Raw genomic sequence first — 23,364 nt, 5'->3', positions numbered from 1 at the left:
GAAGGGCACATAGCCATCCAGCACGTTGCCGATGGTCAGCGCGCCGTCCCTGGACAGCCGCTTCTTGAGATCGGCCGGCTGGCTCATCGCGCGTCGCTCTCCGGCAGGGCATAGAAATCACGGATGCGCCGGAACACCGGCGTATCGAATTCGGCCGGGGTCGCCTCGGTGCCCGTGATCCACGAGAAGATTTCCCGGTCGGGCGCATCGATGAGCGCCTCGTAGACGGTCAGTTCGTCGTCGCTCAACCGGTCGATCTCGGCGTCGGCAAAGCGGCCCAACACCAGGTCCATCTCGCGCGTGCCACGATGCCAGGAGCGGAAGAGCACCTTGCGCCTGCGCGGGTCTAGATCGCTGGATGTACGGCCGGTCCCTGTCATCGTCTTTCCTTGCGGCTCCTTGCAGCACGAGCGCGCACATATAGGGCATCGCGGATGCAAACGGAAAGCCCGGCGCTTGCATCTGCGGCCTGCCGGGGTCATGGAAAGGCATGCGCCCTTCCGCTTTGGACCCTCTTTTCGCGCCCATCACGAGCCTGCCCGGCGTCGGGCCCAAGGTCGCTGCCGTCATGGCCGGCCTTGTCGCGCCGTCGGGCGGCGGCGATGCACGCGTCCGTGACCTTCTTTTTCACCTTCCCGCCGGCGTCATCGACCGGCGAAAGCGCGTTGCCGTCGTCGACGCCCCGGAGGGCGAGATCGTCAGCCTGGCGCTGCGCGTGACGCGGCACTTCTTTCCCGGTGGCAAAGGCGGCAACCAGCCTGCCCGGATCCTGGCCAGCGACGAGACCGGCGAGATCACCCTCACCTATTTCCGGCCGAACCGCCCGTGGATCGAAAAACTGCTGCCACTGGATACCGAGGTTCTCGTCTCCGGCAAGGTCGACCGCTTCAACGGCCGCCCGTCCATGGTCCATCCGGATTTCGTCGCGCCGCTGGACGAGGCCGACCATCTGGCGCTGGTGGAACCGGTCTATCCGATGACGGCCGGGCTATCGCCGCGCACGCTGCGCAAGGCGATCGAGGCGGCACTGACGGGTGTTCCGCCGCTGGATGAATGGATAGAGCCGCAAACCTTGGCGCGCCTGCGCCTTCCCGCCTTCGCCGAGGCGTTGCTGCAGATCCACAACCCGGAAACCCCTGCCCATGCCGAACCGGTAAGCCCGGCCTTCCAACGCCTCGCTTATGACGAATTCCTGGCCAGCCAGATGGCGCTGGCCCTGTCACGCCAGCGTATGCGCAAGCTGCCCGGCCAACGCCTCGGCGGCGATGGCGCGCTTCGTGCGCGCGTCCTTGGCGCTCTACCCTTCAAGCTGACGGATGCCCAGACCACCGCGCTGGACGAGATCTACGCCGACATGGGCGCACCCGACAGGATGCTGCGGCTTCTGCAAGGCGATGTCGGCGCCGGCAAGACGGTCGTCGCCCTGATGGCAATGGCCGCCGCGCGCGAATCCGGCGCACAATCGGCATTGCTGGCGCCAACCGAGATCCTCGCCCGCCAGCACTTTGCCGGCCTGGAGGCGATCTGCGCCAAGGCTGGCCTGTCGATCGCGCTTCTGACGGGGCGCGACAACGGCAAGGCCCGCGAGCGCAAGCTACAGGCCATCGCGGATGGGACAGTCGACATCGTCGTCGGAACGCACGCGCTGTTCCAGGCGGATGTCGCCTATGGCAATCTCGGCCTCGTCGTCGTGGACGAGCAGCATCGCTTCGGCGTCCATCAACGCCTGCAACTCACCCGCAAGGGCACTGCGCCCGATCTTCTGGTCATGACCGCGACGCCGATCCCGCGCACGCTCGTACTGGCGGCTTTCGGCGACATGGATGTGTCCCGGCTGACGGGCAAGCCGGCCGGCCGCCTGCCCATCGCCACCGTCGCCGTGTCAACCGAACGGATCGGCGAGATCGTGCAGCGCATCGGCAAGGCCATGGATGGCGGCGACCGGGTCTATTGGGTCTGCCCGCTGGTCGAGGAATCGGAAAAAAGCGACCTCACCGCCGCACAGGAGCGGCACGAGACGTTGAAAAGCTGGTTCGGCGATACGGTCGGGCTCGTCCATGGCCAGATGGGCGGCGACGAGAAAGACGCCGCGATGGCAGCTTTCAAGGCTGGCGATACGAAGCTGATCGTGGCGACAACGGTGATCGAGGTCGGTGTCGACGTGCCGGAGGCCTCCATCATCGTCATCGAGCATGCCGAGCGTTTCGGCCTGTCGCAACTGCACCAGTTGCGCGGACGCGTCGGCCGTGGAAGGCGCGCCTCGACCTGCGTTCTTCTTTACCGCGGGCCGCTTGGGCAGACGGCGCATGCCAGGCTGGCCATCATGCGCGAAACGGAAGATGGATTCCGGATAGCGGAGGAAGACCTGCGGCTGAGGGGCGAAGGCGACATCCTCGGTACGCGTCAATCCGGCATGCAGAGCTTTCGCATCGCCCGCCTGGACACGCATTCCGCCCTTATGGAGATCGCCCGCGACGACGCCCGCCTGCTTCTGGCGCAGGACCCGGAATTATCCTCGCCGCGCGGACAGGCCATCCGCGCGCTGCTGTACCTGTTCGGCAAGGACGAGGCGGTGCGCCTGCTGCGCTCCGGCTGACTACTCCACCGTGACCGACTTTGCGAGGTTTCGCGGCTGGTCGACATCGGTGCCCATCTGCACGGCCGTATGATAGGCCAGCATCTGCAACGGCACCGCATAGACGATGGGTGTCAGGATTTCCGGCATGACCGGCAGGATCAGCGTGCGCAGGCCGCGCATTGCGCCGGCCTCCGCCCCGGGCGCATCGGTGATGAGGAGAATTCGCCCGCCGCGCGCCGCAACCTCCTGCATGTTGGACACCGTCTTGTCGAAGACGCGGTCATGCGGGGCAATCACCACCACATCCATCGTCTCGTCGATCAGGGCGATGGGCCCGTGCTTCAGTTCACCTGCCGCATAACCTTCAGCGTGTATGTAGCTGATTTCCTTTAGCTTCAGGGCACCCTCCATTGCCAGCGGAAACGAAAATCCACGGCCGAGATACAGGGCATGTCGCTTGCCCGCCAGCTCCTGGCCGAGCATCTCGATCTCCGGCTCCAGCGCCAATGCCTCATTCACCAGCCGCGGCACTTCCATCAACTGGCGGGTCAATTCGAGTTCATGCGCACTATCGATGACGCCGCGCGCCACCCCGGCGCGGATAGCCAGGGCAGCCAGGGCCGTAAGCTGGCAGGTGAACGCCTTGGTGGAGGCAACGCCGATTTCCGGTCCGGCAAGCGTTGGCCACACGACATCGGCTTCGCGCGCAATGGTCGATTCCGGCACATTCACGATGGCGGCGGCGCTTACGCCCTGCGATTTCGCGTAGCGAAGCGAGGCCAGCGTATCGGCTGTCTCGCCGGACTGGGAAATGAAGAGAGCGAGGTCGATGCCGTCCAGCGGGCTTTCGCGGTAGCGGAACTCGGAGGCGACATCGAGGTCGCAGGCGATACGGGCGTAACGCTCGAAGTAATAGCGGCCGACCAATGCCGCATAATATCCCGTCCCGCAGGCCGACAAGGCGATCCGTCCGACCTTGGAGAAGTCTATGTCGGCATTGGCCGGCAGGCGTGTCCGCCCGCTTGCCATGTCGACATAGGCGCCGAGGGTGTGGGAGATGACTTCCGGTTGCTCGAACATCTCCTTCTGCATGAAGTGGCGGTAGTTGCCCTTGTCGACATTGAAGCTTTTGCCCACCGCCTGGCGCACCGGACGATCCACGGGCCGGTTTTCAGCGTCGAAGATTTCGGCGCGGTCGTGGCCCAGCACGACCCAGTCACCGTCATTCAGGTAGCGCACCGTATCGGTAAAGGGCGACAGGGCGATGGCATCGGAGCCAAGGAACATCTCCCCCTCGCCGGAGCCCACGGCGAGCGGACTACCCAGCCGTGCTCCGATCAGGAGGTTTTCCTGGCCCTCGAACAGGAAGGCCAGGGCGAATGCGCCTTCCAGCCTTGGCAGGATGCGCGCAACGGCCTCCTGCGGCGCGACGCCCTTCTTCAACTCGCGGGCCACCATCACGGCGACGATCTCGGTGTCCGTCTCGCTCTCGAAGGTGAAGCCATCGGCGATCAGCTCGTTCTTGAGCTCGCGAAAATTCTCGATGATGCCGTTGTGGACGACGCAGACCGGCCCGGATGCGTGCGGATGCGCATTCGCCTCCGTGGCCGCCCCGTGCGTGGCCCAGCGCGTGTGGCCGATGCCGATCGTCCCCGGCAAGGGGTTTTCGCCCAGCCGCCCTTCAAGGTTGCGGAGCTTGCCCTCGGCGCGCCGACGATCCAGGCGACCGCCATCCAACGTCGCGATACCGGCCGAGTCATAGCCGCGATATTCGAGGCGCTTGAGGGAGTCGACGAGGCGCCCGGCGACGGGCTGGTTGCTGATGATGCCGATGATGCCGCACATGGGATAGCTCCGGAGACCGACGCGATACGCTCTGATGCAGCTTTAGCCGAAGCGGCGCGCGAGGGGTGTCAATTTTGATGTCCGATCGTGTCGCCGCGCGAAGGCGCTCAACCGGGCTGCTTTTCCGCCTTGCGCGCGGCCTTGGCGGCGGCGTTGCGCTGGCGGATGGCCAGGCCCCGCCCATCCTTCACCACCTGCCGCGCACGTCCGAAGGCCAGGGCATCGGCCGGCACGTCCTCGGTCAGGACGCTTCCCGAGGCGACATAGGCCCCGTCGCCGATCGATATCGGGGCCACCAGCGAGGAATTGGAGCCGATGAAGGTTTCGGCACCGATGTCGGTATGATGCTTCAAGGCGCCGTCATAGTTGCAGGTGATCGTGCCGGCACCGATATTGGCCTGCGCACCGACGCGTGCATCACCGATATAGGACAGGTGGTTGATCTTCGCGCCGCGCTCGACCCTGGCATTCTTCGTTTCGCAGAAATTCCCGACCTTCGTTTCGTCCGCCAGTTCGGTGCCGGGACGCAGCCGCGCGAAGGGCCCGATCTGCGAATGGCCCGCAAGCGTGGCGCCCTCGATGTGGCAGAAGGCATGGATGGTGCATCCCGGCCCGACCGACACACCCGGGCCAAAGAAGACATTCGGCTCCAGGACGCAGTCGGGTCCGATCCGCGTATCGAAGGACAGGAAGACCGTGGCGGGATCGATCATCGTTACCCCGGCTTCCATCACCTCCTGGCGCCGCCGCGCCTGCCATGCCGCCTCGACCGAAGCCAGATCGGCACGATCGTTGACTCCCTCCAATTCGCTTTCCTCGGTCTCCATGGCAACGACGCGTTCGCCCGCCTCGCGCGCCAGCGCCACGATGTCGGTCAGGTAATACTCGCCCTTGGCATTCCGATTGCCGATCCGTCGCAGCAGCGGGGCGACGCGACGCCCGTCCAGCGCCATCAACCCACCATTGCAGAAGGTGATTGCCCTCTCGTCCGGCGATGCATCCTTTTCCTCGCGGATGGCGACCAGCTCGCCATTCTCGGTTACCAGTCGCCCGTAACCCGTGGGGTTTTCAGTATGAAAGCCGAAGACGACCACGCCGGCCCCATCGGCCAGTTGCGCCCGCGCCTTGACCAGGCTGCCGGGCGTCAGCAGGGGCGTATCCCCGAACAGGACGAGGATATCGTCATAGCCCTGTTCTATCTGCGGTTCGGCGGCAAGAACGGCATGGGCCGTGCCGAGCCGCTCGACCTGCCGGAAGGACTGGACGTCGCCGTGATGAACGGCAACCGCCGCTTCCACGGCCTCGGCATCCCGGCCCGTGACCAGCGCGATGGCGTCGGCGCCGGCCTTGTCGGCAGCGGCGGCTACATGGCAGACGAGCGGTAATCCGGCCACCGGGTGCAGCACCTTGGCGCGGCCGGATTTCATTCGCGTACCTTCACCGGCAGCAAGGATGATGGTGAGGCAGGTCCTGGTCATGAGCATCCATTCGTCGGTCGGCGGCGGCACATCGTGATTTAGCCGATCATCTGCAGCGCAGGGAAGGTTTCCAGCAGCCAGAAAGCCATGGTTTGCATGCCGCCGGTAAGGAAAAGAATGCCGGTGACGACGAGAAGGCCGCCCATGGCCCTCTCGACGGTCCCGTAATAGGCGCGGAAACGTCCGAGCCCGCGCAGGAACACACCGGAAAACGCGGCCGCCAGAACGAACGGAATACCGAGGCCCGCCGAATAGAAGCCAAGCAGGACCGCACCCTGGCCCACCGTCTGTTGCGCACCGGCCAGCCCCAGTATGGCGCCCAGTACGGGGCCGATGCATGGTGTCCACCCGAAGGCGAAGGCGAGGCCCATCAGGTAGGCGCCCCAGAAGCTGCGTGGCTTGTCCGGCGCGGCCACGCGCATCTCTCGCGACAGGAAGGAAAGCCGGAAGACGCCGAGGAAGTTGAGGCCCATGACGATGATCGCGACGCCCGCCAGGACGCCCAGCCAATCGAGGTTCTGCCGCACGATCTGGCCGATGCTGGAGGCGCCGGCGCCCAGCGCGATGAAGACGCTCGAGAAGCCGAGCACGAAAACCGCGGCGCTGGCCACCACCCGGCCCTGTACGCGCGCCGAGGCCGTGTGGCCGGCCCGAAGGTCGTCGGCAGACACCCCCGCCATGTAGCACAGATAAGGAGGCACAAGAGGCAGCACGCAGGGCGAAAGGAACGAGAGCGCGCCGGCCAGCACGGCTGTTGGGTATGACAGTTCCAGCATCGGCACGCCGTCTTCCTTGGATTACGAGGCGTTCTTATCGCGCCTGCCCGCCCCACGCAAACCGGTTTGCAGGCATAGCAAACTGGGCATTGACGCATCAGGCGGCCATGCTTATGGTCCGCCCGTTTCCGCGACTCGTTTGACGCGTTGTGAGCGCGTAGCTCAGTTGGTAGAGCACGTGACTTTTAATCATGGGGTCGTGGGTTCGAGCCCCACCGCGCTCACCATGAAACACCTGAAATCATTGAGTTTTTCGAGGCAAGATAAGTGATAAATGCCTCGAAAAACCAACCGGGGTTCCGGTGGGGTTCCAGCGGCCACGGCTGTAGCAAATCGTACTCCGTGAATCTTTACAGCATTTGATGACGATGCGCGATCCTCCAGCGGCGTGCGGTTAGGCTGCGTGCAACGTGCGTGAATGTGTGGAGTGTGATTGTAAAGGTGCAGTCCGAGTCGGGTGGGTGAGCGTTATCGGTGAAGAAACTGTCGGAGGCTCAGCGACGCTGGCTTGAACGGAAAGCTTAGTCGAGCAAGCGACGGACACGTCGCTCCTTACCGAGTGGGGGACGCTGATCTTCGCACCCAGAGGTATCGACAGCCTCCGACCGTTCGGTCTCGAACGGTTCGAGCCTTTCGAGGAACAAGCCTCGTGACTGGTTACTCCTAACGGACTTGGTTCAAGGCAGGTAGGAAGTTCGCCGGTGCGGCGGCAAACGTCCCTGAAACACCCTTGCTAGCCGTGCTAGCCTGCCTCCGTAGCCACATCGTCCGGTGCGACCGGAGCCGACGCTACGAGCATTTGGTCGCGGCGTTGCAACCGCCCCTCCCCCAACAGAGCCTTGATAGCGGCGTTTATGACGGAGCGGAGCTGTGCGCTGGTCGCCTTGAAACCGAGCTGGCGAGAAAGTGTTCCCGCGACCTCGTCGTCAGTCGCCCCGAAGTTGTCGGTCACGATGCGCATGACGCCGACCTGGAGTTCGGCCGGAGGCAAGGACTCGGGCTTCCGCAAGCCGAGCGACAGCGCGTCGCGCCGGTTGCGGACGGTCGCTTCGGCATCCGCCAACGCGAGAAACGCTCCTTGACGCACGATCCCGAGGTGGGCGACGGCGCGTGCGATGCCCTGTTCGACGGCGGCCTGGATCCGAGCGCCGGCGCGCTGGAGCTTAAAGGCGTCGCGGATGCGGGCGACGACCTCGTCGACGTGGACTGGGGACTCGACCTGGACGACCTGCGTCACGAGGTCTGCCATGGTCCCGACGGGGGTCTCGTGCAACTCGTATGATCCAGGGCGCGTCAGCGTGGCCTCGATGTAGGCTATAGGGGCCGCGCGACCCTCGGGAACGGTGTCGCCGAGACCGACCTCGGTGACCTCGCCGCGATCTACCGTGACGATCTCGATCGGCACCGCGCGGTGGGAAGCCAGGCCCCGCTCCATCCGCTCGTCCAATTCGGCCTTCGCGGCCTCGATCGCGGCGACCGTTCTTTCGAGCTGTTCCTGCGGCCGCTGGAACCAGTCGGTGCTCCAGATCCGATGGATGATCCAGCCATGGTCCTCGAGAACCGATTGCCGCAAACGGTCCCGGTCCCGGGCAGACCTCGACGCGTGGTAGGATGCGCCGTCGCACTCGATGCCGATGAGGTAGCGTCCGGGCCACTCCGGATCGGATACGGCAAGATCGACGAAGAACCCGGCTATGCCGACCTGTGGATGGACCTGGTAACCCTTCGCCTGAAGTGCGGTCGCTATTTGCTCCTCGAAGACGCTGTCCATGTTGCGCTCGCTCGCTTGAGCGATCGAGAGCCGTCCGGTCCTCGCGTAGTGGAGGAAGAGTTTGAACGCGAAGATGCCCGCGCCCTTGCCGCGCTCGAGGTCAATGTCCTCATCGGTGATCGAGGCGTAGACCTCGCAGCGCCGCTTGGCGCGGGAGATGAGTACGTTCAGACGTCGCTCGCCGCCTTGCGCTCCGAGTGGGCCGAACCGCATGGCCATGTACCCTTGGGCGTTCTTGGCGTAGCCGACGGAGATCATGATCACGTCGCGCTCGTCGCCCTGCACATTCTCGAGGTTCTTGACGAAGAACGGCTCTGAGGCATGGGCGTGGAAGAACTCCTCGGTATCTGGGTTCAGGCGGCGGAGGAGTTCGACCTCGTCCTGGATCGCTCGCCTTTGGGACACGGAGAAGCACGCAACGCCGAGCGATTGCCCGGGGTTCGTTTTGGCATGCCTTATGACCGCCTCGGCGACAATCCTCGCCTCGACGGCGTTCACCGATGTCCCACCGGAATCGAAGACGCCGTCGGGCACGTGGTGGAAGCGGAGCCCCATCCCGGCTTCGGCCGTATAGGGGCTCGGCACGATGAAGAGCTTGTTCTGGTAAAATTGCGTGTTGGAAACGGCGATCAGCGACTGGTGACGACTGCGGTAGTGCCACCGCAGCATGCGCTGCGGCAGCCCACGGGCCGTGAACAGCCCGAGGATGCTCTCGATGTCGGCGACCTGCGCACCCTCCTCGTCATCGTCGTCCTCGGCGCCTCCCGTCATCTTTGAGAAAAATTTGGTCGGCGGGAGCTGGCGTTCGTCGCCGACCACGACGACCTGCCCGGCGCGGGCGATCGCGCCCAATGCATCGACAGGCTGGATCTGCGACGCCTCGTCCATGACGAGAAGGTCGAAGGACAGCTTGCCTGGCGTCAGGAACTGGGCAACCGAGAGTGGGCTCATCATCATGACGGGCTTCAGCGCCTGTACTGCAGGCGCCGCCCTCTGCATGAGCTGGCGGATCGGCATGTGACGGCTGCGTTTCGCCATCTCACCACGCAGGATGCCAACCGGACCGACGCCGCCGTCGCGCGGCGGGATGCGCCGATGGTGGGCGCGCACGACCTCCAGGCTGGCAGCCTTGATGCGCTCGCGGTCGAGATTGGCGAACTCGCGGACCCGCCGGCCATGGAGGTTGCCGTCGAAGCGGCCAAGCTCGGGGTTCGCACGGATCAGTTCGTCGAGGATCGCCTCGTGGTAGGCGATCTCGAACGATGGAAGCGTCTCTGGCGTCGAAAGGCGACCGTCCTCAAGGTGGTCGACGAACACGGACATGCCGTCCGTTCGGGCCCGGTCCGCCCGATCGCGGTAGGAGACCCACTTCGAAAGCTGCTCGGCGTTGGCGAGCCAAATCTCCATCCGTTCATGGCAACGCGCGAGCGCCACGTCGCCGTGGCCTTCGACACCGAACAGGCTCTTGGCGTCGGCTATTAGGAACGAGGCGACCTCCGCGAGCGTGCGTTGCGCCGTGTCGGACGCGGCGACGGCCCGTCCGGCCCGCTCCGCGACCGCGGCACGGTCGGGCAGGCGCGCGGCAAGGTGCCGAAGGTCGCCGTGCGCCCCGATCCACTCGACGGCCGCCACGAGCGCGTCCCAGTCCGAATCCTTGCCGCGCCATACGGGGCCGAACGCCTCGCCCCCGAGGTCGGCGCGCTCGTCGAGCGACCGGGCTGCGGCCTGCAACGCCGCGACGCGCGCGACGAGACCGAGGCGGTCGGCGAGGGCTTCGGGGACGGAGCGCATGATCTCTCGGCAGAGGCCATCGGCCCAGGCGAGGTTGCGTGCCCGGGCCTCAACGAGGTCAAGGGACGCCCGGTCCACGGACACGGCGTTGTCGAACGCAGGGCCGGCCGATGAGCCGAGGTCCCTCCACACCGCTTCGAGCAAAGGCTTGGCGGCGTCGACATGACGAAGGACCAGTGCAGCGTGCTCGCCGACGACCTGCCGTTCGGCGAGGCGGCCGGCAATGAGCCGTGGCTCGGCGCCAAGACCGCGCAGCGTGCGCATCCAGGCGACGAGCGCGAGGAGAGGCGCGGACGCCGAGCGCTCGCCCCGCCAGTCGGCGCCGAACGCCGAGCGGCCGAAGGCGTCGTCGTCGCGCACTCGCTTGGCCGCAGCCTGCCCCTTCATCAGCGTGTCGAGGAGCTCGATGATCTCCTGCGTCGCCATGTCGGGATTGCGCAGTATGGAGCGGACCAGCGCCTTTGCCTTGCGGTAGTCCCCGTTCAGCGACTTCAGGAACCCGGTGTTCGTCGCCAGCGCCTGTCGCGCGGCCGCGACCTCGGTCGTCCAGGCGACGTCGAGAATCCGATCGCTCATCGCCGCGCGCGAATGCTCCAGCGTCTCCATGGCCTCCGCCAGATCGCCCGCCTGCTCGACGCCTTGGTCCCAGACGGTGGCGGCGAACGCCTCGGGACTGGCGTCGGGTGCGGCCGCCACGCGCTCGCCCGTCGTGATGAGGCGGGAGATGGCAGCGAGCGTGTCGACCGGGCCTGGGACACCCAGTTCGGACGCGAGGCGATTGGCCTCCGCACGCAAGCGCGGAAGCAGATCGGCGAGCTCGACGGCCCGGCCGAACGCCTCCGCCGGAAAGTCTCGCGGCAACCAGGCGAGCTGGGCTTCCAGTCCTTCGATGGACGTGCCTAGCGCCGCGGGATGGACGGCATCGCCCAAGGACACGCCCTGCCTTCGGAAGTCAGCGCCCGCCCTCACGAGATCGGCGATCGCCCCGCGCCGGTCGCCCCAGGCCGCGGCCCCGAGCGCTTCAGGGCATAGGTCGGGCGCACGGGCCAAGATGTCCGCGCGATCGCGCAGCGCGGCTGCCCCCGCGAACGTATCGGGCTTCGGCTCCAGCTCGAGCGTCCCAGCTAGTTCCGCGTATTCGGTCTCCAGTTCGGCGACGGCCGACCGGAGCGCCTCGATGCGCGGCAGCAGCCGTTCGAGGGTCGTCGGCAGGACAAGGTCGAGGCCAACACCGTGCCAAGGGTGACGGACGGGCAAGCCGATCTCGTCGACGCGCTGCGTCAACTCCACGAGGAGTCTTCGCCGGGCAGACAGGTCATCGGGCGACCAGAGCGTCGCGCCGTCGAGGTTCAGGTCGACCGGCCGCTGTCCTTCCTGCCTGAGCTTCGTCAACGCCCCGACCACTTGGTAGGGCGTGAGGCCGGACGCGACGTGCGGCACGTGCATGCGCTCGGCATGGAGGTTCAGGACGTCGCGCGCCTCGCGGAGCTTGCCCGCCAGGCTCGACGGGAACTCGCCGCGCGGGGAGCCGAGCTCCCAAGTCCGGCGCAGTTCCTCCAAGAGACCCCGCTTGTTCGCCTTGTTGCTGTGAAGCTCGAGGCAGGCGTCGCCGACCCCGGCGTTGTCCAGCCGGCGCTTCACGACGTCAAGCGCGGCCATCTTCTCCGCGACGAACAGGACGGTCTTCCCGTCGGCCACGGCCGAGGCGATCACGTTGGCGATCGTCTGGGACTTGCCCGTCCCGGGCGGCCCCTGAATGACGAGGTCGCGGCCACGGCGGACATCGTGGACGGCGAGCGTCTGCGACCCGTCGCTGTCGACGATGTGCAGCATGTCCGCTGGGTCGATGTGGCGGTCGATCCGCTCGTCCTCCGATAGGAGGGGCTCACCTGCGTCGAAGCCGTCGGACAGCAGCGACCGGATCGTCGACTGGTCGGTGATGCGCCCGTCCGCGGGCCAGTTCTCTGGATCGAGGTCCCGGTACATCAGGAATTTAGAAAACGAGAAGAACCCAAGAACGATGTCGTCGGGGAGGACCGACCAGTCGTCCTTCGTCGAGACGGCTTCGGCAACCTCGCGGAAGTAAGCATCCGGATCGAACTCGTCGCCGCCCTCGAACGTCGGCAGGCGAAGTTTGTGGACCCGGTCGAGGTAGGCCTCGAGCGACAGGTTCGACGTCTGGTCCTCCGGCCGCACCCGCAGGCGGAAGCGCTCGCCCGCAGTGCCGCGCTCGAGCCGCACGGGTACGAGGACGAGCGGGGCGTGCCGAAGGTTCTCCTTGTTGTTCGGATCCACCCAACGGAGCATGCCGAGCGCGAGGAAGAGGACGTTAACGCCCTGCTCCTCCTCCAACGTCCTGGCGTCATGGTACAGGTCGAGAAGCCGCCTCTGGAGTCCTTTCGGGGTCATGCGCGTCTGAAGCTTTGTGTCGACATGCCGCTTGGTGCGGCCTTGCTCGTCGACCTCGTCGTGCGCCTCGTCCGGCTGCGCGAGTTCGACAACGGGCAAGCCCTCTTCCTCCTCCGTACCCTCCACGCCCGGGCGGTCCGGACGCCCGGCGGCGAACGTGAACGCCTTCGCTTCCTTCGCGAGCAGGCGGTAAACATCCGCGGAACGCTCGTCGACGATGTCGATCGTTCGGGCCGCTTTAGACATTCGCGGCACGTTCAATAGACGATTCCGTGCTGAGAGGTCGAGCAGTTCGGTTCGAGCACGTTCGAGTTTCTGCTCGATCGGTAGATCGCTCTGGTACAACGAGGTTGATTCGATAACTGACATCGCGACACCCATTTCGGAATGTTGCGAAATAAAGCTTATGATCGCAGTCGCCGCAATGATGAGATGCTTCCGCGACTTCGGCGCGTCTAACGAAACCTCACATGATAAGTACCAGGGGGCCGCATTGGTCGCGAAGTCAGGTTGTCAAATCGTTGCAAGAAGTAGCGCCTTGGTCGGGAATTTTCCTCGATTCGAGGCCGAAGGCATTCGACTTCACGTTCGAAGGCAGACATTCCGTTCGCCGAGAGCGTTGCGCGGAACCGGGCGCGCGCGATCCCCGACGCACGCCGAGGAAGCTCGACGCCTTCACACTGATCGGCAGGCGGTAATCCTCACCGCAGGCATCCTCATCGTGTCCCGTTCCGAACGGAGGACGGGAACGTCAAATGATAGTGCTCTTCGCTCGAAAGCCGACTGACGGCTTTCCACCCCCATAGCCAGCGCAGCCCATCGTTCCGTATGCCAACAGCGGCCATCCGTGCGTTTGTCGGATGGCCGCCCAATGTCATATCTCGGTCCGTTCGGCCAAGAGCAGCGCGTCCTCCACGTCAACGCCCAGATATCGAACAGTGTTCTCAATCTTGGAGTGACCGAGCAAGATTTGGATGGCGCGTATGTTGCCAGTCGCCCGGTAGATCATCGATGCCTTGGTGCGACGAAGCGAGTGTGTTCCAAATTCCTCCGCACGCAAACCAATCGCGGTCACCCATTCGTCGACCAGGCGCGCGTACTGCCTAGTGCTCATGTGGCGGGAGTGATCGATGCGGCTAGGGAACGCATAGTCTTCGATGGAACCTCTTCGGCGTTCAAGCCAAGCTTGAAGGCTGGCTCTGACGTCGCTGGTAATCTCGAACTGGACCGGCCTTCCCGTCTTTTGCTGAACGACGATTGCGCGAGTACGAATCTCTGGCCCAGCGACGACATCGCGGATCCTGATCTTGACCAGGTCACAGCCGGGGAGCTTGCTGTCGATTGCTAGATCGAACAGCGCTCTGTCGCGAACGCGTCTTTCGCGATCGAGGAAAAAGCGAATTGCCCAGATTTGCTTCTGAGTGAACGGACGTTTGGTGCCGACCGTCTTGCCTGCATTCCAAGCTGCACGTTCGCGGATAGCGTCATCGTATTGAGAATGGCCCATGTGAGTTCTCCTCGGCCTTGATTGGCCGGTAGAGAAACGCTGTCGATCACTGGCAGCGAAAGGGTCGAATGCGGACTGTCCGCTTCCAGGAGGTGCACGGCAGAAAGCTGCCGTCGAGAGCCTTCTGATCAGGCAAAGTTACCAATGCCCGTTTACGACCCACATTAGTCGGCCATCGACCTACCCAACTTGATCGGAAGCGAACGTAGATGCGTTCGGGTCAAATACGAGCTGATTTGAGTGAAAATGCTGCTGGCATGTCACATCCGGATCGCTCTGTTCGTCCTGCCTTCAAACGTCACTTCCCGGCGTTACGAGCACAAGGACGAAATATGAGCGAGAACAAGCGGCTGGTGTGGAACGAAGTGGCACCGCAGGGTGCGAAGGCGCTTTATGGCATCCACCACTACATCACGACTAGCACCGATCTGCCAAATGAGCTGATCCATCTCATCTTCCTGCACGTGTCGCAGATCAACGGCTGCGCGCACTGCATCGACCTGCACACACGGGACCTGCTGAAGACGATGCCGCTCGAGAAGGTGGTCCTGGTTCCGGTCTGGGCCGAGGTGCCCCACCTGTTCTCCGACCAGTACCGCGCCGCTCTCGCCTGGGCGGAGGAGGTTACGCTGGTCAGCGAGACGCACGCCTCCGACGAGGCCTACGCAGCCGCAAGCGCTGCCTTCGCTCCCAAGGACCTCGTTGACCTGACGATAACCATTGCGGCGATGAACGCGTTCAACCGTCTCGGAGCGCCGTTCCGCCTCCCGGTCCAGGCAAAAGCCTAGTCAAATCCGTCTTACCTGCCAGGGCGGCGCCAGCGCCGTCCTTCTTCTGTAGATGCCAATCCATCCTCGACCGCAGTTCGGCGCTTCACGTCGCTAATTTTTTCCAAGGCATGTCACATCCGGCCCCGCCCGCCTCGTCCTCTGTTCGACGGACAGGAGGGCGCGGCATGGAGCCGCCCGGTCCGTTCTCGAGCAAGGAGACGGAAACCCATGAAGATTGTGGTGATAGGCGGAAGCGGACTCATCGGGCGCCACCTGACAACCGAACTTGCGCGGCAGGGGCACGAGGCCATCGCGGCTTCGCCGAGCACCGGGGTGAACGCGTTGACGGGCGAAGGCCTCACGGACGTCCTCCACGGAGCCGACGTCGTTGTCGACGTGTCGAACTCGCCCTCCTTCGAGGATGCCGCGGTGCTCGAGTTCTTCGAGCGCTCGGGTCGCAACCTCCTCGCCGCCGAGCTCGGGGCGGGCGTGAGGCATCACGTCGTCCTGTCCATCGTCGGAACTGACCGCCTCGAGGGGAACGGGTACTTCCGGGCCAAGGTCGTCCAGGAACGGCTCATCAGGGACTCTGGCATCCCCTTCACCATTGTGCGCGCGACCCAATTCTTCGAATTCGTCGCCACCATCGCTGAAGCCTCCGTCGATGGCGGTCGCATTATCGTTCCTGATGCCGACTTCCAGCCCATTGCTGCCGTCGATGTCGCCGCAGCACTCGCCGATGCCGCGCTTGCTCCGCCGCGCAATGCGACGATCGAGATCGCCGGGCCCGACCGCCTACCGTTCCGTGACTTTGTGGCTAGCGGCCTCGCCGCCAATGGCGACAATCGGCAGGTACTAGCCGACAGGGCGGCGCGCTACTTCGGCACCGCGCTCGAGGTGGGGTCACTTGTTCCCGAGCATGCGGGAGCGGCGAGGCTCGGGCGGACGCGGTTCAAGAACTGGCTCACCGCCGCTTGAACTCAGCTTCCCTTTCCCCATCCACGAAGAAAGCCCTTCTCCATGTTCAGATCCGTCCTACTGAGAGCCCTCCTTTGCGTCTCCGTCACCTCTGCCGTTCCGGCCATGGCGGCGGATGTCGCGACTGGTGAGGCACGCGTCACGACTATCTTTGACCATCCGCTGCCCTCTGTTCCGGGCAAGAGCCTGCGCGGTGTTCTCGTGGAGTATGGTCCGGGTGGCTCCTCGCCGTCTCACACCAATGCGGCCTCCGCCTTCATCACGGCGACAGTGATCGAGGGCGCAGTGCGCAGCCGGATCAACGACGGACCGGAGAAGGTTTTCCACGTAGGCGAAAGCTTCGTCGAGATGCCGGGCGATCATCACGGCGTCAGCGCCAACGCCAGTGACGTCGAGCCGTCCAAGCTCCTTGCCGTCTTCGTCGTGGATACGGACGATACCAAGCTGACGACGCCGGACCGCCCGTAAGGAACCCATGTATTCTGGGCAGCGGGCACATTGCTGGCCATCATCGCTGAAGCAGCCTAAAACCATCCCCGAGGAAACGCGCATGCGCCAAGCAGACGAAGCCACGGTCATCTTCGAGACGCATCGGGCGCGGCTCCTGCGCATCGCGTACCGCATGCTCGGTTCACGCAGCGAGGCCGAGGACATCGTGCAGAACGCATGGCTGCGTTGGGTTGGCGCCGACCGGAGCGGGATCGCAGCCCCCTATCCCTTCCTCGCGCGCGTCGTCACCCGGCTCTGCCTCGACGAGATGAAGTCGGCCCGCGCTCGCCGGGAGACCTATGTCGGCGCCTGGCTGCCCGAGCCGCTGGTGGAAGCGGAGGAGGATGGCATGGACGAGGACGATCTGACGCTGACGCTGATGATGGCATTGGAGCGCCTGTCGCCGCTTGAGCGGGCGGCCTTCCTGCTACACGACGTCTTCGGTATGCCGCTTGGTGAAGTCGCGGACGCGCTCGACCGGGAAGACGCAGCCGTGCGCCAGCTCGCCGCCCGGGCGCGGCGGAACATTCAGGCCGCCCGGCCACGTTTCCCGGTCGAGCGCGAAAAGGGCGAGCGGATCGCGCGCGCCTTCTTCGCAGCCTCGACAAGCGGCGACACCGCGACGCTGCGCACGCTTCTTGCCGAGAACGCAGTTCTGCGCTCTGATGGCGGCGGCAAGGTTCAGGCATTCATCAACCCGATCACAGGACTGGACCGCCTCCTACGGCTATACGAGACCGTGCAGCGCAAGTGGGGGAAAGGCTCGGCGCAGATGCTCGAGCCCGTCTGGATCGACGGGCTCCCCGGCTATGTCAGCCGCGAGCGCGGCGATATCCTCCAGACGACGGCGCTCGCCATCGAAGGTGGCCAGATCACCGCAATTTACATCACGCGCAATCCCGACAAGCTTCGCCACGTCGCGCAGGCTCTCGCGGCGGATCCGGACCCGACTTTGCGGACACAGTGATCGGGTATCAAGCGACCAGCGGGTCGCCTCGGCTTGGCATCTACCTTTCAGTGCACGCTCCATACTCAGTCATGGCGCGCCAACTCACGCAGGACAACAGCATGACCCAGCAAAAGCCCATCGGCTCCTCCTTCGGTGCTGCCAGCACGGCAATGGAGGTCGTCTCCGGGATCGATCTTTCGGGTAAGCTCGCCGTTGTGACCGGAGGCGCCTCGGGCCTTGGGCTCGAAACGACGCGCGCTCTCGTTCATGCGGGGGCCGAGGTGATCGTGCCGGCGCGCAATCCCGAGCGAGCGAGCACCGCCTTGCGCGGGCTTGTCGGAGCCACGGTCGAGCACACGGATCTCGTCGATTCGTATTCCGTCGCCGCCTTCGCTGGTCGGGTCGTGTCCGCCGGCCGTCCGGTGTCGATCCTCGTCAACAGCGCGGGCATTATGGCGACGCCCGAGACGCGGGACGCGGACGGACACGAGGCGCAGTTCGCGACGAACCACCTCGGCCACTTCCGGCTTACGCTCGGCCTCTGGCCGGCTCTCGTGGCGGCGTGGGGCGCACGGGTCGTCAGCGTTTCGTCGCGCGGCCACCAGATCGCCGGGGTCGATCTCGAGGACATCGACTTCCGGGTTCGTCCCTATGACAAGTGGATTGCCTACGGCCAATCAAAGACAGCTAACGCCCTCTTCGCGATGGCACTCGACCGCCGAGGACAAGGTCACGGCATCAGGGCCTTCTCGCTTCATCCAGGCCAGATCCTCACCGATCTCGCCCGGCACCTCAGCGCGGAGGAGATCGCCTCGTTCGACGCACTCGACGAAGCGGGCCGTCCAATAGTCGATCCCGAGCGTGGGATGAAGACGGTGGAGCAAGGGGCCGCCACGAGCGTTTGGTGCGCCACGAGCCCGCAGCTTAACAGCATGGGTGGGGTCTACTGCGAGGACTGCGACGTCGCGGTCGTCAACGAGCCGAGCATAGGGAGGAAGGGCGTCAGTCCGTGGGCATGCGATCCGGACTCGGCCGAAAGCCTATGGCAATTGTCCACTGCGTGGACGGGGTTAGACACAGTTTGAACCCGGCAGCACTCGCAACGGAAGGCGTCCTTGTCTTTGGACGATTCCTCGCCACGAGTGGCAGCTTTCATGTCTCAATTTGCCGGAAGCGGAAGATCTCCTTTCCACCCCATGGAAGCCATTTATGGCCCGTCTGGTTCGGGGCCGATTCCCAACCGTCCGGTTCTGGTGAACGCTTGGCGGTAAGCTGACGTCTGGGCTCGCATCATCGGGCAAAGTTTGCCTGGTCCGCTCACGACCCCAATCGAGACGTTTACGAGGGGTCTGCAGAAACGCTCGAAGCGGCCGTTGACACGGGTTATGCAGGCAGGTGATGTAGACGAATGGGGACTGCGATCTCCCCACGAGGCCACGGTCGAAGTATCGCGTTCCCCCATATCCATTTCATGGACGGACGCGGCATGGCCTCTTCTATTACCATTACGCACGACAAGCTCGCCCGCCTCGTGGGCACCCCGAAGTCACCCTTCATCGTCGACGTACGCACCGACGAGGACTTTTTCGCCGACCCACGCCTCCTTCCCGGTGCCCTGCGACGGGGGCACCTCGATGCTGCCTCGTGGTCGAGGGACCTAACGGGACGAACGGCCGTCGTGGTCTGTCGGACGGGCGCCGGGCTCAGTCACGGGGTCGCGGCTTGGCTTCGCCACGAGGGCATTCCCGCGGAGGCGCTGGACGGCGGACACAATGCATGGGCGGCGGCCGAACTTCCTCTCGTTCCGGAGGGGAAACTCCCGCGGCGGGACAAGCAGGGTCGTACCGTCTGGGTGACGCGGGCCCGACCCAAGGTCGACCGTATCGCATGTCCCTGGCTGATCCGCCGCTTTGTCGACCCCTTCGCCGTCTTCCTGTTCGTCCAGCCCCCCGAGGTCGAGGCCGTTGCCGAGCGCTTCGGCGCAACGCCCTTCGACGTTGAGAGCGTCTTCTGGAGTCACCGCGGGGAGCGCTGCACCTTCGACACCATGGTTGACGAGCTCGCACTTGGCACCGCGCCGCTCCTGCGCCTCGCGACGATGGTACGGGGGGCCGACACCGCGCGCCCAGAGCTCGCGACTGAAGCGCCCGGCCTTCTTGCTGCCTCCCTCGGGCTTTCCCGAATGTTTTCCGACGATCTGGAGCAGCTGAACGCGGGCCTTATCCTCTACGACGCGTTCTACCGCTGGTGCCGTGACGCGACGGAGGAGACGCACAATTGGCCGGGCAGGAAGGGAGGAGCATGACATGACCGACGCTCACGTGACCCGGCTCTCAGATGCCGACCGCCCGGCCGCCCACGCTCATGGTATTGCCTTCGGGGAAGCTGCCTGGGTGTGGTTCAAGATCGCCTGTTTGTCCTTTGGCGGTCCCGCCGGACAAATCGCCCTCATGCACCGGGTGCTCGTCGACGAGAAGCGCTGGATCGGCGAGGAGCGGTTCCTCCATGCGCTGAACTACTGCATGCTCCTGCCCGGTCCCGAGGCCCAGCAGCTCGCCACCTATGTCGGATGGCTTCTTCATCGCACGAAGGGCGGTCTCGTGGCGGGTGGACTGTTCGTGCTGCCGGGCCTGTTGGCGATCATGGCCCTATCCTTCGTCTACGTCTTGTTCGGAAACGTTGGGATAGTTGCCGGGCTGTTCTTCGGCCTCAAGGCGGCGGTGCTGGCGATCGTGCTCGAAGCTGTGAACCGTATTGGTCGCAGAGCGTTGCGCAACCGAACCATGGTCGCCATTGCCAGCGCCGCCTTCGCCGCGATCTTTCTTTTCGACGTACCGTTCCCTGCCATCATCGTCGCGGCTGGCCTGATTGGCTACGCCGGCGCCCGTTCAGGGTCGGCAACTTTCGCCGGAGGTGGTGGACACAGCGCTTCGAAGGGCGATGTGCTGTCGGACTCAGACTCAGCTCTCGGCGAAGGTGTGCCCGAGCATACCCGCCCAAACCTTGGTTGGGCGCTGCGCATCTCGGTGGTCTTCCTGGCTCTCTGGCTCGTCCCCGTCGGGGCTTTGATCCTCGCACTTGGAACCGAGAACGTCTTCGCCGACATAGCCGTGTTCTTCTCCAAAATGGCGGTGGTCACCTTCGGCGGAGCCTACGCCGTGCTCGCCTACGTCGCTCAACAGGCAGTGGACAATTTTGGCTGGCTGGCGCCCGGCGAAATGCTGAATGGCCTTGGGCTGGCTGAGACGACGCCGGGACCTTTGATCATGGTCACGCAGTTCGTCGGCTTCCTGGCTGCCTTCCGCGATCCTGGCACCCTGAACCCATACCTCGCGGCCACTCTCGGAGGACTGCTGACGACGTGGGTGACTTTCCTGCCGTGCTTCCTATGGATATTCCTCGGCGCGCCTTTCATAGAACGGCTGCGCGGCAATCGCGCGCTTTCGGGAGCACTTTCCGCTATCACGGCATCAGTAGTTGGGGTGATACTGAACCTTGCCGTCTGGTTTGGGCTGCATGTCCTATTCCGCGAGGTCTTGGAGGTCCGGCTCGGCTATCTGTCCCTGGACTTGCCGCAGATGACGAGCGTCGATCCCGCCGCCCTCATTCTGTTTGTCGCTGCTGCAGTCGCCCTTTTCCGCTTCCGCCTTGGGGTAATTCCAACATTGCTCGGTGCGGCAGCAGCCGGAGCGCTTTGGCACCTCGTTGCGATCTCGGAGTAACGCCGGCGCACGTCAGACGATAGCGCTACCCGCGGAAAACCCTGCATATTCAGAGCGGAGGTATGGGTATGAGAAAATAGTTTGCTGCAGTGCATCCAACAGCAGTGCTGTTCCGTATCTGGAACCGTGACGAGCAGCACTTACGGGCACGCTGCAACATAGCGGATTGGCGATGATAGACACGCAGCGGTTAGTTCAAACAGGCTTGGACAAATACAACGGGTATCTGGTTGTGCAGCATGGCGTCGGTGTTCATGGCGCTTATGGCGATGAGTTGCTGAGCCAGGCCGAAGAGTGCGTTGCATTAGGAACCCTTATGTTCGTAGCGAAGTTCCGCCATCGAGACGACAACACTTGGGTGAGCCTCTTTCAACGGATAGACCACCAATCCCCGTCACGTCCCATTGCCTTTATCGAACCAGCCGATAAACGGGCCGTGTAGCGAGCCGCGTGTCGTGCTACTAAACACCGACATTCTCCGCGCTTATCGGCCGTGAAGTTTCCGAATTTGGTCCGCCACCAAAGCGTAATCCGTCACCGTCCTTATCGAGCAGAACCTCGAACGGCCGATCGTAGGCGCCGCGCTCGTCACCGATATCTACCAAAGTGAAGTCGAGCTTGCCTGGACCTAGTACACGATACGCGTCGACTGGCAGTTACCGTTCTCCAGCCGCTCGACTGCGAGAACATTGCCGAGCGTTCTCCACCATGGGTCGTCATGTTCAAAGATCGCGGGATCGCGAACATGGAGCTCGACGTCACGATCGGATAGCGGATGGGCGGTTTTGGAAGCGGCTGAGCCTGTAAGTACGACGCATCGGATGTTATCGCTGCCCGCAGCCCATGCCGACAGTGCTTTTAGAACGTTCTCATACTTCGTTAGCAATCCGTTGATGTCGATGCCTCGTCGTGCCTGACCGCCGACGATCGACGGCGGCCTTTCTGTATTCATTGCCCGAAAGGAGACTGACAGGAAACCACGCCTCATCGGAGATAACCTCCTCGTACGCTTCCGCGCCGATACCGAAAAGTCCGGATCCGCGTGACTCAACGCCGACACTGCAATTGAATGCAAGCTGATCGCAAGGGCGGGTTCCGACCCCCATTGTAGCCGTTCGTGGTGCTTCCGGCATCGCCGGAAACTTGCCATCCAGTCTGCCCGCACGGATGGCAGAGCTGGGACCGACAACGGACTGTCCGTTTCTGGCTCAGGTGATGGGAAAGCGGCCGTTCAGCAAACGACCCCGTTTCAGCCCGAGCAACGCTTTTTGTGCCATCCCGAAAGCCGTCATTCATTTGAACCGTCATTCGCATTAGGTCAGCAATCCGGAAAATAGGGGCTGATCTCGACTGAGCAGCCGAGCCGCTTGCCAAGCTCTTGCCCGAGCGCCGTCATGCCGTTGGGATCGCTGTGCTGCGCGACGAACACGGAATGGTCGTCCGCGCCCGGTGCCCTCGTCCGGCAATGAGCATGGAGCGACGAACCGCCTCCGCCCTTAGCCGGCGTCATGCGGAGCACCTCCAAGCGCAGGATGTCAGTGCAAGGTATGACGTAAAGCTGATCCGACACCACGATGAGCGCCTCGCCGTCCCGTGACACGCCGAGCGTCCTGAGCCGGTCTTCTACCAGGTCTTCTGGGTCACGCACGTATTCGAGTTCCGTTTCGTTTGGCGCGTGGCGTCCGGCCCGTGCCATGCTTACAGTCCCTACATTTCCGTCGATCGCGATCGGTTGGAAGCCTTCAACCCATTCCCTCTCCGTTCCGCTCAGGCCCAAACGGAAGCCAGTCATCAACGTCACATGGCAGGCGGTCCCTATGCGGGGCTCGCGATCCTCGGAGGGGTTCTGCACATCGTGCGACTGCCAGGCTGGCGGCCATACCGTGAGCGAGACCTCGGCCAGCCCCGAGCGCCACTTGGCAACGACAGTGTTCCATTGCTGACCGACCGGCGCCGGCCCGAGCGATGTCTCGAGATAATCGGCTGTGCGTCGCAAGTTCTCGTGTGCGTCGTCCTCGAACCACGCGAGGACACTGAAGCGCGTGATGGGAAACTGAGGCGGAATGCGCTCGAAGGCGCTCGCCGTCCAGGGCGCCATTGCGCCTGGCAGGGATTTGGCATCAAAAAGGACGAGAGCTGGCCACCCATAGATCGGATCGGGTAGAATGCCGCAGCGTGCCTCGACCTCCATGCGCGTCTCGTGCCGAGGTAGGCGCCACTCGTCCGCAAGGCGCAGGATCGGGTTCATGCCGTCGGGATCTGGCTTAACTTCGGCGGGTGCAGGACCGTCTGGCCACGGCG

Annotated in this window: 16 protein-coding genes and 1 tRNA gene; 9 read left to right on the top strand and 8 right to left on the bottom strand. The window is 64.2% G+C overall.

The features are described from left to right. Positions 1 to 83: 83 nt before the first annotated feature. Positions 84 to 380, bottom strand: coding sequence for a succinate dehydrogenase assembly factor 2 (locus tag IGS74_RS11085; protein ID WP_192386178.1), 297 nt, complete (start codon positions 378 to 380; stop codon positions 84 to 86). Between the two features lie 110 nt (positions 381 to 490). On the opposite strand from IGS74_RS11085, the gene recG reads away from it, so the two are divergent. Further along, on the top strand, positions 491 to 2,596 hold the full coding sequence (gene recG, locus IGS74_RS11080) for an ATP-dependent DNA helicase RecG (RefSeq protein WP_192386177.1): 2,106 nt from the start codon (positions 491 to 493) through the stop codon (positions 2,594 to 2,596). On the opposite strand, the gene glmS is transcribed toward recG, so the two are convergent. The 3 genes from glmS to IGS74_RS11065 form a co-directional block, all read right to left on the bottom strand. Then, positions 2,597 to 4,423 (bottom strand): glutamine--fructose-6-phosphate transaminase (isomerizing), encoded by a 1,827-nt coding sequence (glmS, locus tag IGS74_RS11075; protein WP_192386176.1) that lies wholly within the window; start codon positions 4,421 to 4,423, stop codon positions 2,597 to 2,599. Positions 4,424 to 4,530: 107 nt separating this feature from the next. After that, positions 4,531 to 5,901: a bifunctional UDP-N-acetylglucosamine diphosphorylase/glucosamine-1-phosphate N-acetyltransferase GlmU gene (glmU, locus tag IGS74_RS11070; RefSeq protein ID WP_192386175.1), complete on the bottom strand. Its 1,371-nt coding sequence runs from the start codon at positions 5,899 to 5,901 to the stop codon at positions 4,531 to 4,533. A gap of 38 nt (positions 5,902 to 5,939) precedes the next feature. Next, positions 5,940 to 6,677: a cytochrome c biogenesis protein CcdA gene (locus IGS74_RS11065; protein ID WP_192386174.1), complete on the bottom strand. Its 738-nt coding sequence runs from the start codon at positions 6,675 to 6,677 to the stop codon at positions 5,940 to 5,942. Positions 6,678 to 6,828: 151 nt separating this feature from the next. Between IGS74_RS11065 and IGS74_RS11060 the strand changes: the two genes are divergently transcribed. Continuing rightward, a tRNA-Lys gene (locus IGS74_RS11060) sits at positions 6,829 to 6,904 on the top strand. Between the two features lie 515 nt (positions 6,905 to 7,419). Here the strand turns inward: IGS74_RS11060 and IGS74_RS11055 are convergent. After that, positions 7,420 to 13,017 carry a DUF3320 domain-containing protein gene (locus tag IGS74_RS11055; protein WP_192386173.1) on the bottom strand — a complete coding sequence of 1,866 codons (5,598 nt, stop codon included), beginning with the start codon at positions 13,015 to 13,017 and terminating at the stop codon, positions 7,420 to 7,422. A gap of 505 nt (positions 13,018 to 13,522) precedes the next feature. After that, a complete protein-coding gene (locus tag IGS74_RS11050; RefSeq protein WP_192386172.1) occupies positions 13,523 to 14,155 on the bottom strand; it encodes a tyrosine-type recombinase/integrase in 633 nt (210 codons plus the stop codon). Positions 14,156 to 14,487: 332 nt separating this feature from the next. Between IGS74_RS11050 and IGS74_RS11045 the strand changes: the two genes are divergently transcribed. From IGS74_RS11045 to chrA, 7 genes are all read left to right on the top strand, one after another. Then, positions 14,488 to 14,943 (top strand): carboxymuconolactone decarboxylase family protein, encoded by a 456-nt coding sequence (locus IGS74_RS11045; RefSeq protein ID WP_192386171.1) that lies wholly within the window; start codon positions 14,488 to 14,490, stop codon positions 14,941 to 14,943. Positions 14,944 to 15,153: 210 nt separating this feature from the next. Then, positions 15,154 to 15,903 carry an SDR family oxidoreductase gene (locus IGS74_RS11040; protein WP_192386170.1) on the top strand — a complete coding sequence of 250 codons (750 nt, stop codon included), beginning with the start codon at positions 15,154 to 15,156 and terminating at the stop codon, positions 15,901 to 15,903. A gap of 42 nt (positions 15,904 to 15,945) precedes the next feature. Beyond that, the gene (locus tag IGS74_RS11035) at positions 15,946 to 16,371 is read left to right on the top strand and encodes a cupin domain-containing protein (protein ID WP_192386169.1); all 426 of its coding nucleotides are present in this window, start codon (positions 15,946 to 15,948) and stop codon (positions 16,369 to 16,371) included. Positions 16,372 to 16,453: 82 nt separating this feature from the next. After that, complete coding sequence (locus IGS74_RS11030; protein WP_192386168.1) at positions 16,454 to 17,359, top strand: sigma-70 family RNA polymerase sigma factor; 906 nt, start codon at positions 16,454 to 16,456, stop codon at positions 17,357 to 17,359. A gap of 101 nt (positions 17,360 to 17,460) precedes the next feature. Continuing rightward, positions 17,461 to 18,426, top strand: a complete 966-nt coding sequence (locus IGS74_RS11025) for an oxidoreductase (RefSeq protein ID WP_192386167.1) — start codon at positions 17,461 to 17,463, stop codon at positions 18,424 to 18,426. Positions 18,427 to 18,827: 401 nt separating this feature from the next. Beyond that, positions 18,828 to 19,646: a sulfurtransferase/chromate resistance protein gene (locus tag IGS74_RS11020; RefSeq protein WP_192386166.1), complete on the top strand. Its 819-nt coding sequence runs from the start codon at positions 18,828 to 18,830 to the stop codon at positions 19,644 to 19,646. A 1-nt stretch (position 19,647) separates the two neighbouring features. Next, a complete protein-coding gene (gene chrA, locus IGS74_RS11015; protein ID WP_192386165.1) occupies positions 19,648 to 21,063 on the top strand; it encodes a chromate efflux transporter in 1,416 nt (471 codons plus the stop codon). 628 nt (positions 21,064 to 21,691) lie between these two features. On the opposite strand, the gene IGS74_RS11010 is transcribed toward chrA, so the two are convergent. Both IGS74_RS11010 and IGS74_RS11005 read right to left on the bottom strand, forming a co-directional pair. Then, complete coding sequence (locus IGS74_RS11010; protein ID WP_192386164.1) at positions 21,692 to 22,051, bottom strand: aminoglycoside 6-adenylyltransferase; 360 nt, start codon at positions 22,049 to 22,051, stop codon at positions 21,692 to 21,694. Between the two features lie 330 nt (positions 22,052 to 22,381). Further along, complete coding sequence (locus tag IGS74_RS11005; RefSeq protein WP_206688144.1) at positions 22,382 to 23,311, bottom strand: hypothetical protein; 930 nt, start codon at positions 23,309 to 23,311, stop codon at positions 22,382 to 22,384. Positions 23,312 to 23,364 lie beyond the last annotated feature (53 nt).

This window comes from Aureimonas sp. OT7 (assembly GCF_014844055.1).
Taxonomy (GTDB): Bacteria; Pseudomonadota; Alphaproteobacteria; order Rhizobiales; family Rhizobiaceae; genus Aureimonas; species Aureimonas altamirensis_A.
The sequence above is the reverse complement of the archived record's forward strand: the minus strand, read 5'-3'. Positions and strand labels throughout refer to the sequence as shown.

Excerpts from the sequence above, each read along its gene's own strand:
- IGS74_RS11085 (WP_192386178.1), bottom strand. The coding sequence starts at position 380 with ATGACAGGGACCGGCCGTACATCCAGCGATCTAGACCCGCGCAGGCGC.
- recG (WP_192386177.1), top strand. The coding sequence starts at position 491 with ATGCGCCCTTCCGCTTTGGACCCTCTTTTCGCGCCCATCACGAGCCTG.
- glmS (WP_192386176.1), bottom strand. The coding sequence starts at position 4,423 with ATGTGCGGCATCATCGGCATCATCAGCAACCAGCCCGTCGCCGGGCGC.
- glmU (WP_192386175.1), bottom strand. The coding sequence starts at position 5,901 with ATGACCAGGACCTGCCTCACCATCATCCTTGCTGCCGGTGAAGGTACG.
- IGS74_RS11065 (WP_192386174.1), bottom strand. The coding sequence starts at position 6,677 with ATGCTGGAACTGTCATACCCAACAGCCGTGCTGGCCGGCGCGCTCTCG.
- IGS74_RS11055 (WP_192386173.1), bottom strand. The coding sequence starts at position 13,017 with ATGTCAGTTATCGAATCAACCTCGTTGTACCAGAGCGATCTACCGATC.
- IGS74_RS11050 (WP_192386172.1), bottom strand. The coding sequence starts at position 14,155 with ATGGGCCATTCTCAATACGATGACGCTATCCGCGAACGTGCAGCTTGG.
- IGS74_RS11045 (WP_192386171.1), top strand. The coding sequence starts at position 14,488 with ATGAGCGAGAACAAGCGGCTGGTGTGGAACGAAGTGGCACCGCAGGGT.
- IGS74_RS11040 (WP_192386170.1), top strand. The coding sequence starts at position 15,154 with ATGAAGATTGTGGTGATAGGCGGAAGCGGACTCATCGGGCGCCACCTG.
- IGS74_RS11035 (WP_192386169.1), top strand. The coding sequence starts at position 15,946 with ATGTTCAGATCCGTCCTACTGAGAGCCCTCCTTTGCGTCTCCGTCACC.
- IGS74_RS11030 (WP_192386168.1), top strand. The coding sequence starts at position 16,454 with ATGCGCCAAGCAGACGAAGCCACGGTCATCTTCGAGACGCATCGGGCG.
- IGS74_RS11025 (WP_192386167.1), top strand. The coding sequence starts at position 17,461 with ATGACCCAGCAAAAGCCCATCGGCTCCTCCTTCGGTGCTGCCAGCACG.
- IGS74_RS11020 (WP_192386166.1), top strand. The coding sequence starts at position 18,828 with ATGGCCTCTTCTATTACCATTACGCACGACAAGCTCGCCCGCCTCGTG.
- chrA (WP_192386165.1), top strand. The coding sequence starts at position 19,648 with ATGACCGACGCTCACGTGACCCGGCTCTCAGATGCCGACCGCCCGGCC.
- IGS74_RS11010 (WP_192386164.1), bottom strand. The coding sequence starts at position 22,051 with ATGAGGCGTGGTTTCCTGTCAGTCTCCTTTCGGGCAATGAATACAGAA.
- IGS74_RS11005 (WP_206688144.1), bottom strand. The coding sequence starts at position 23,311 with ATGAACCCGATCCTGCGCCTTGCGGACGAGTGGCGCCTACCTCGGCAC.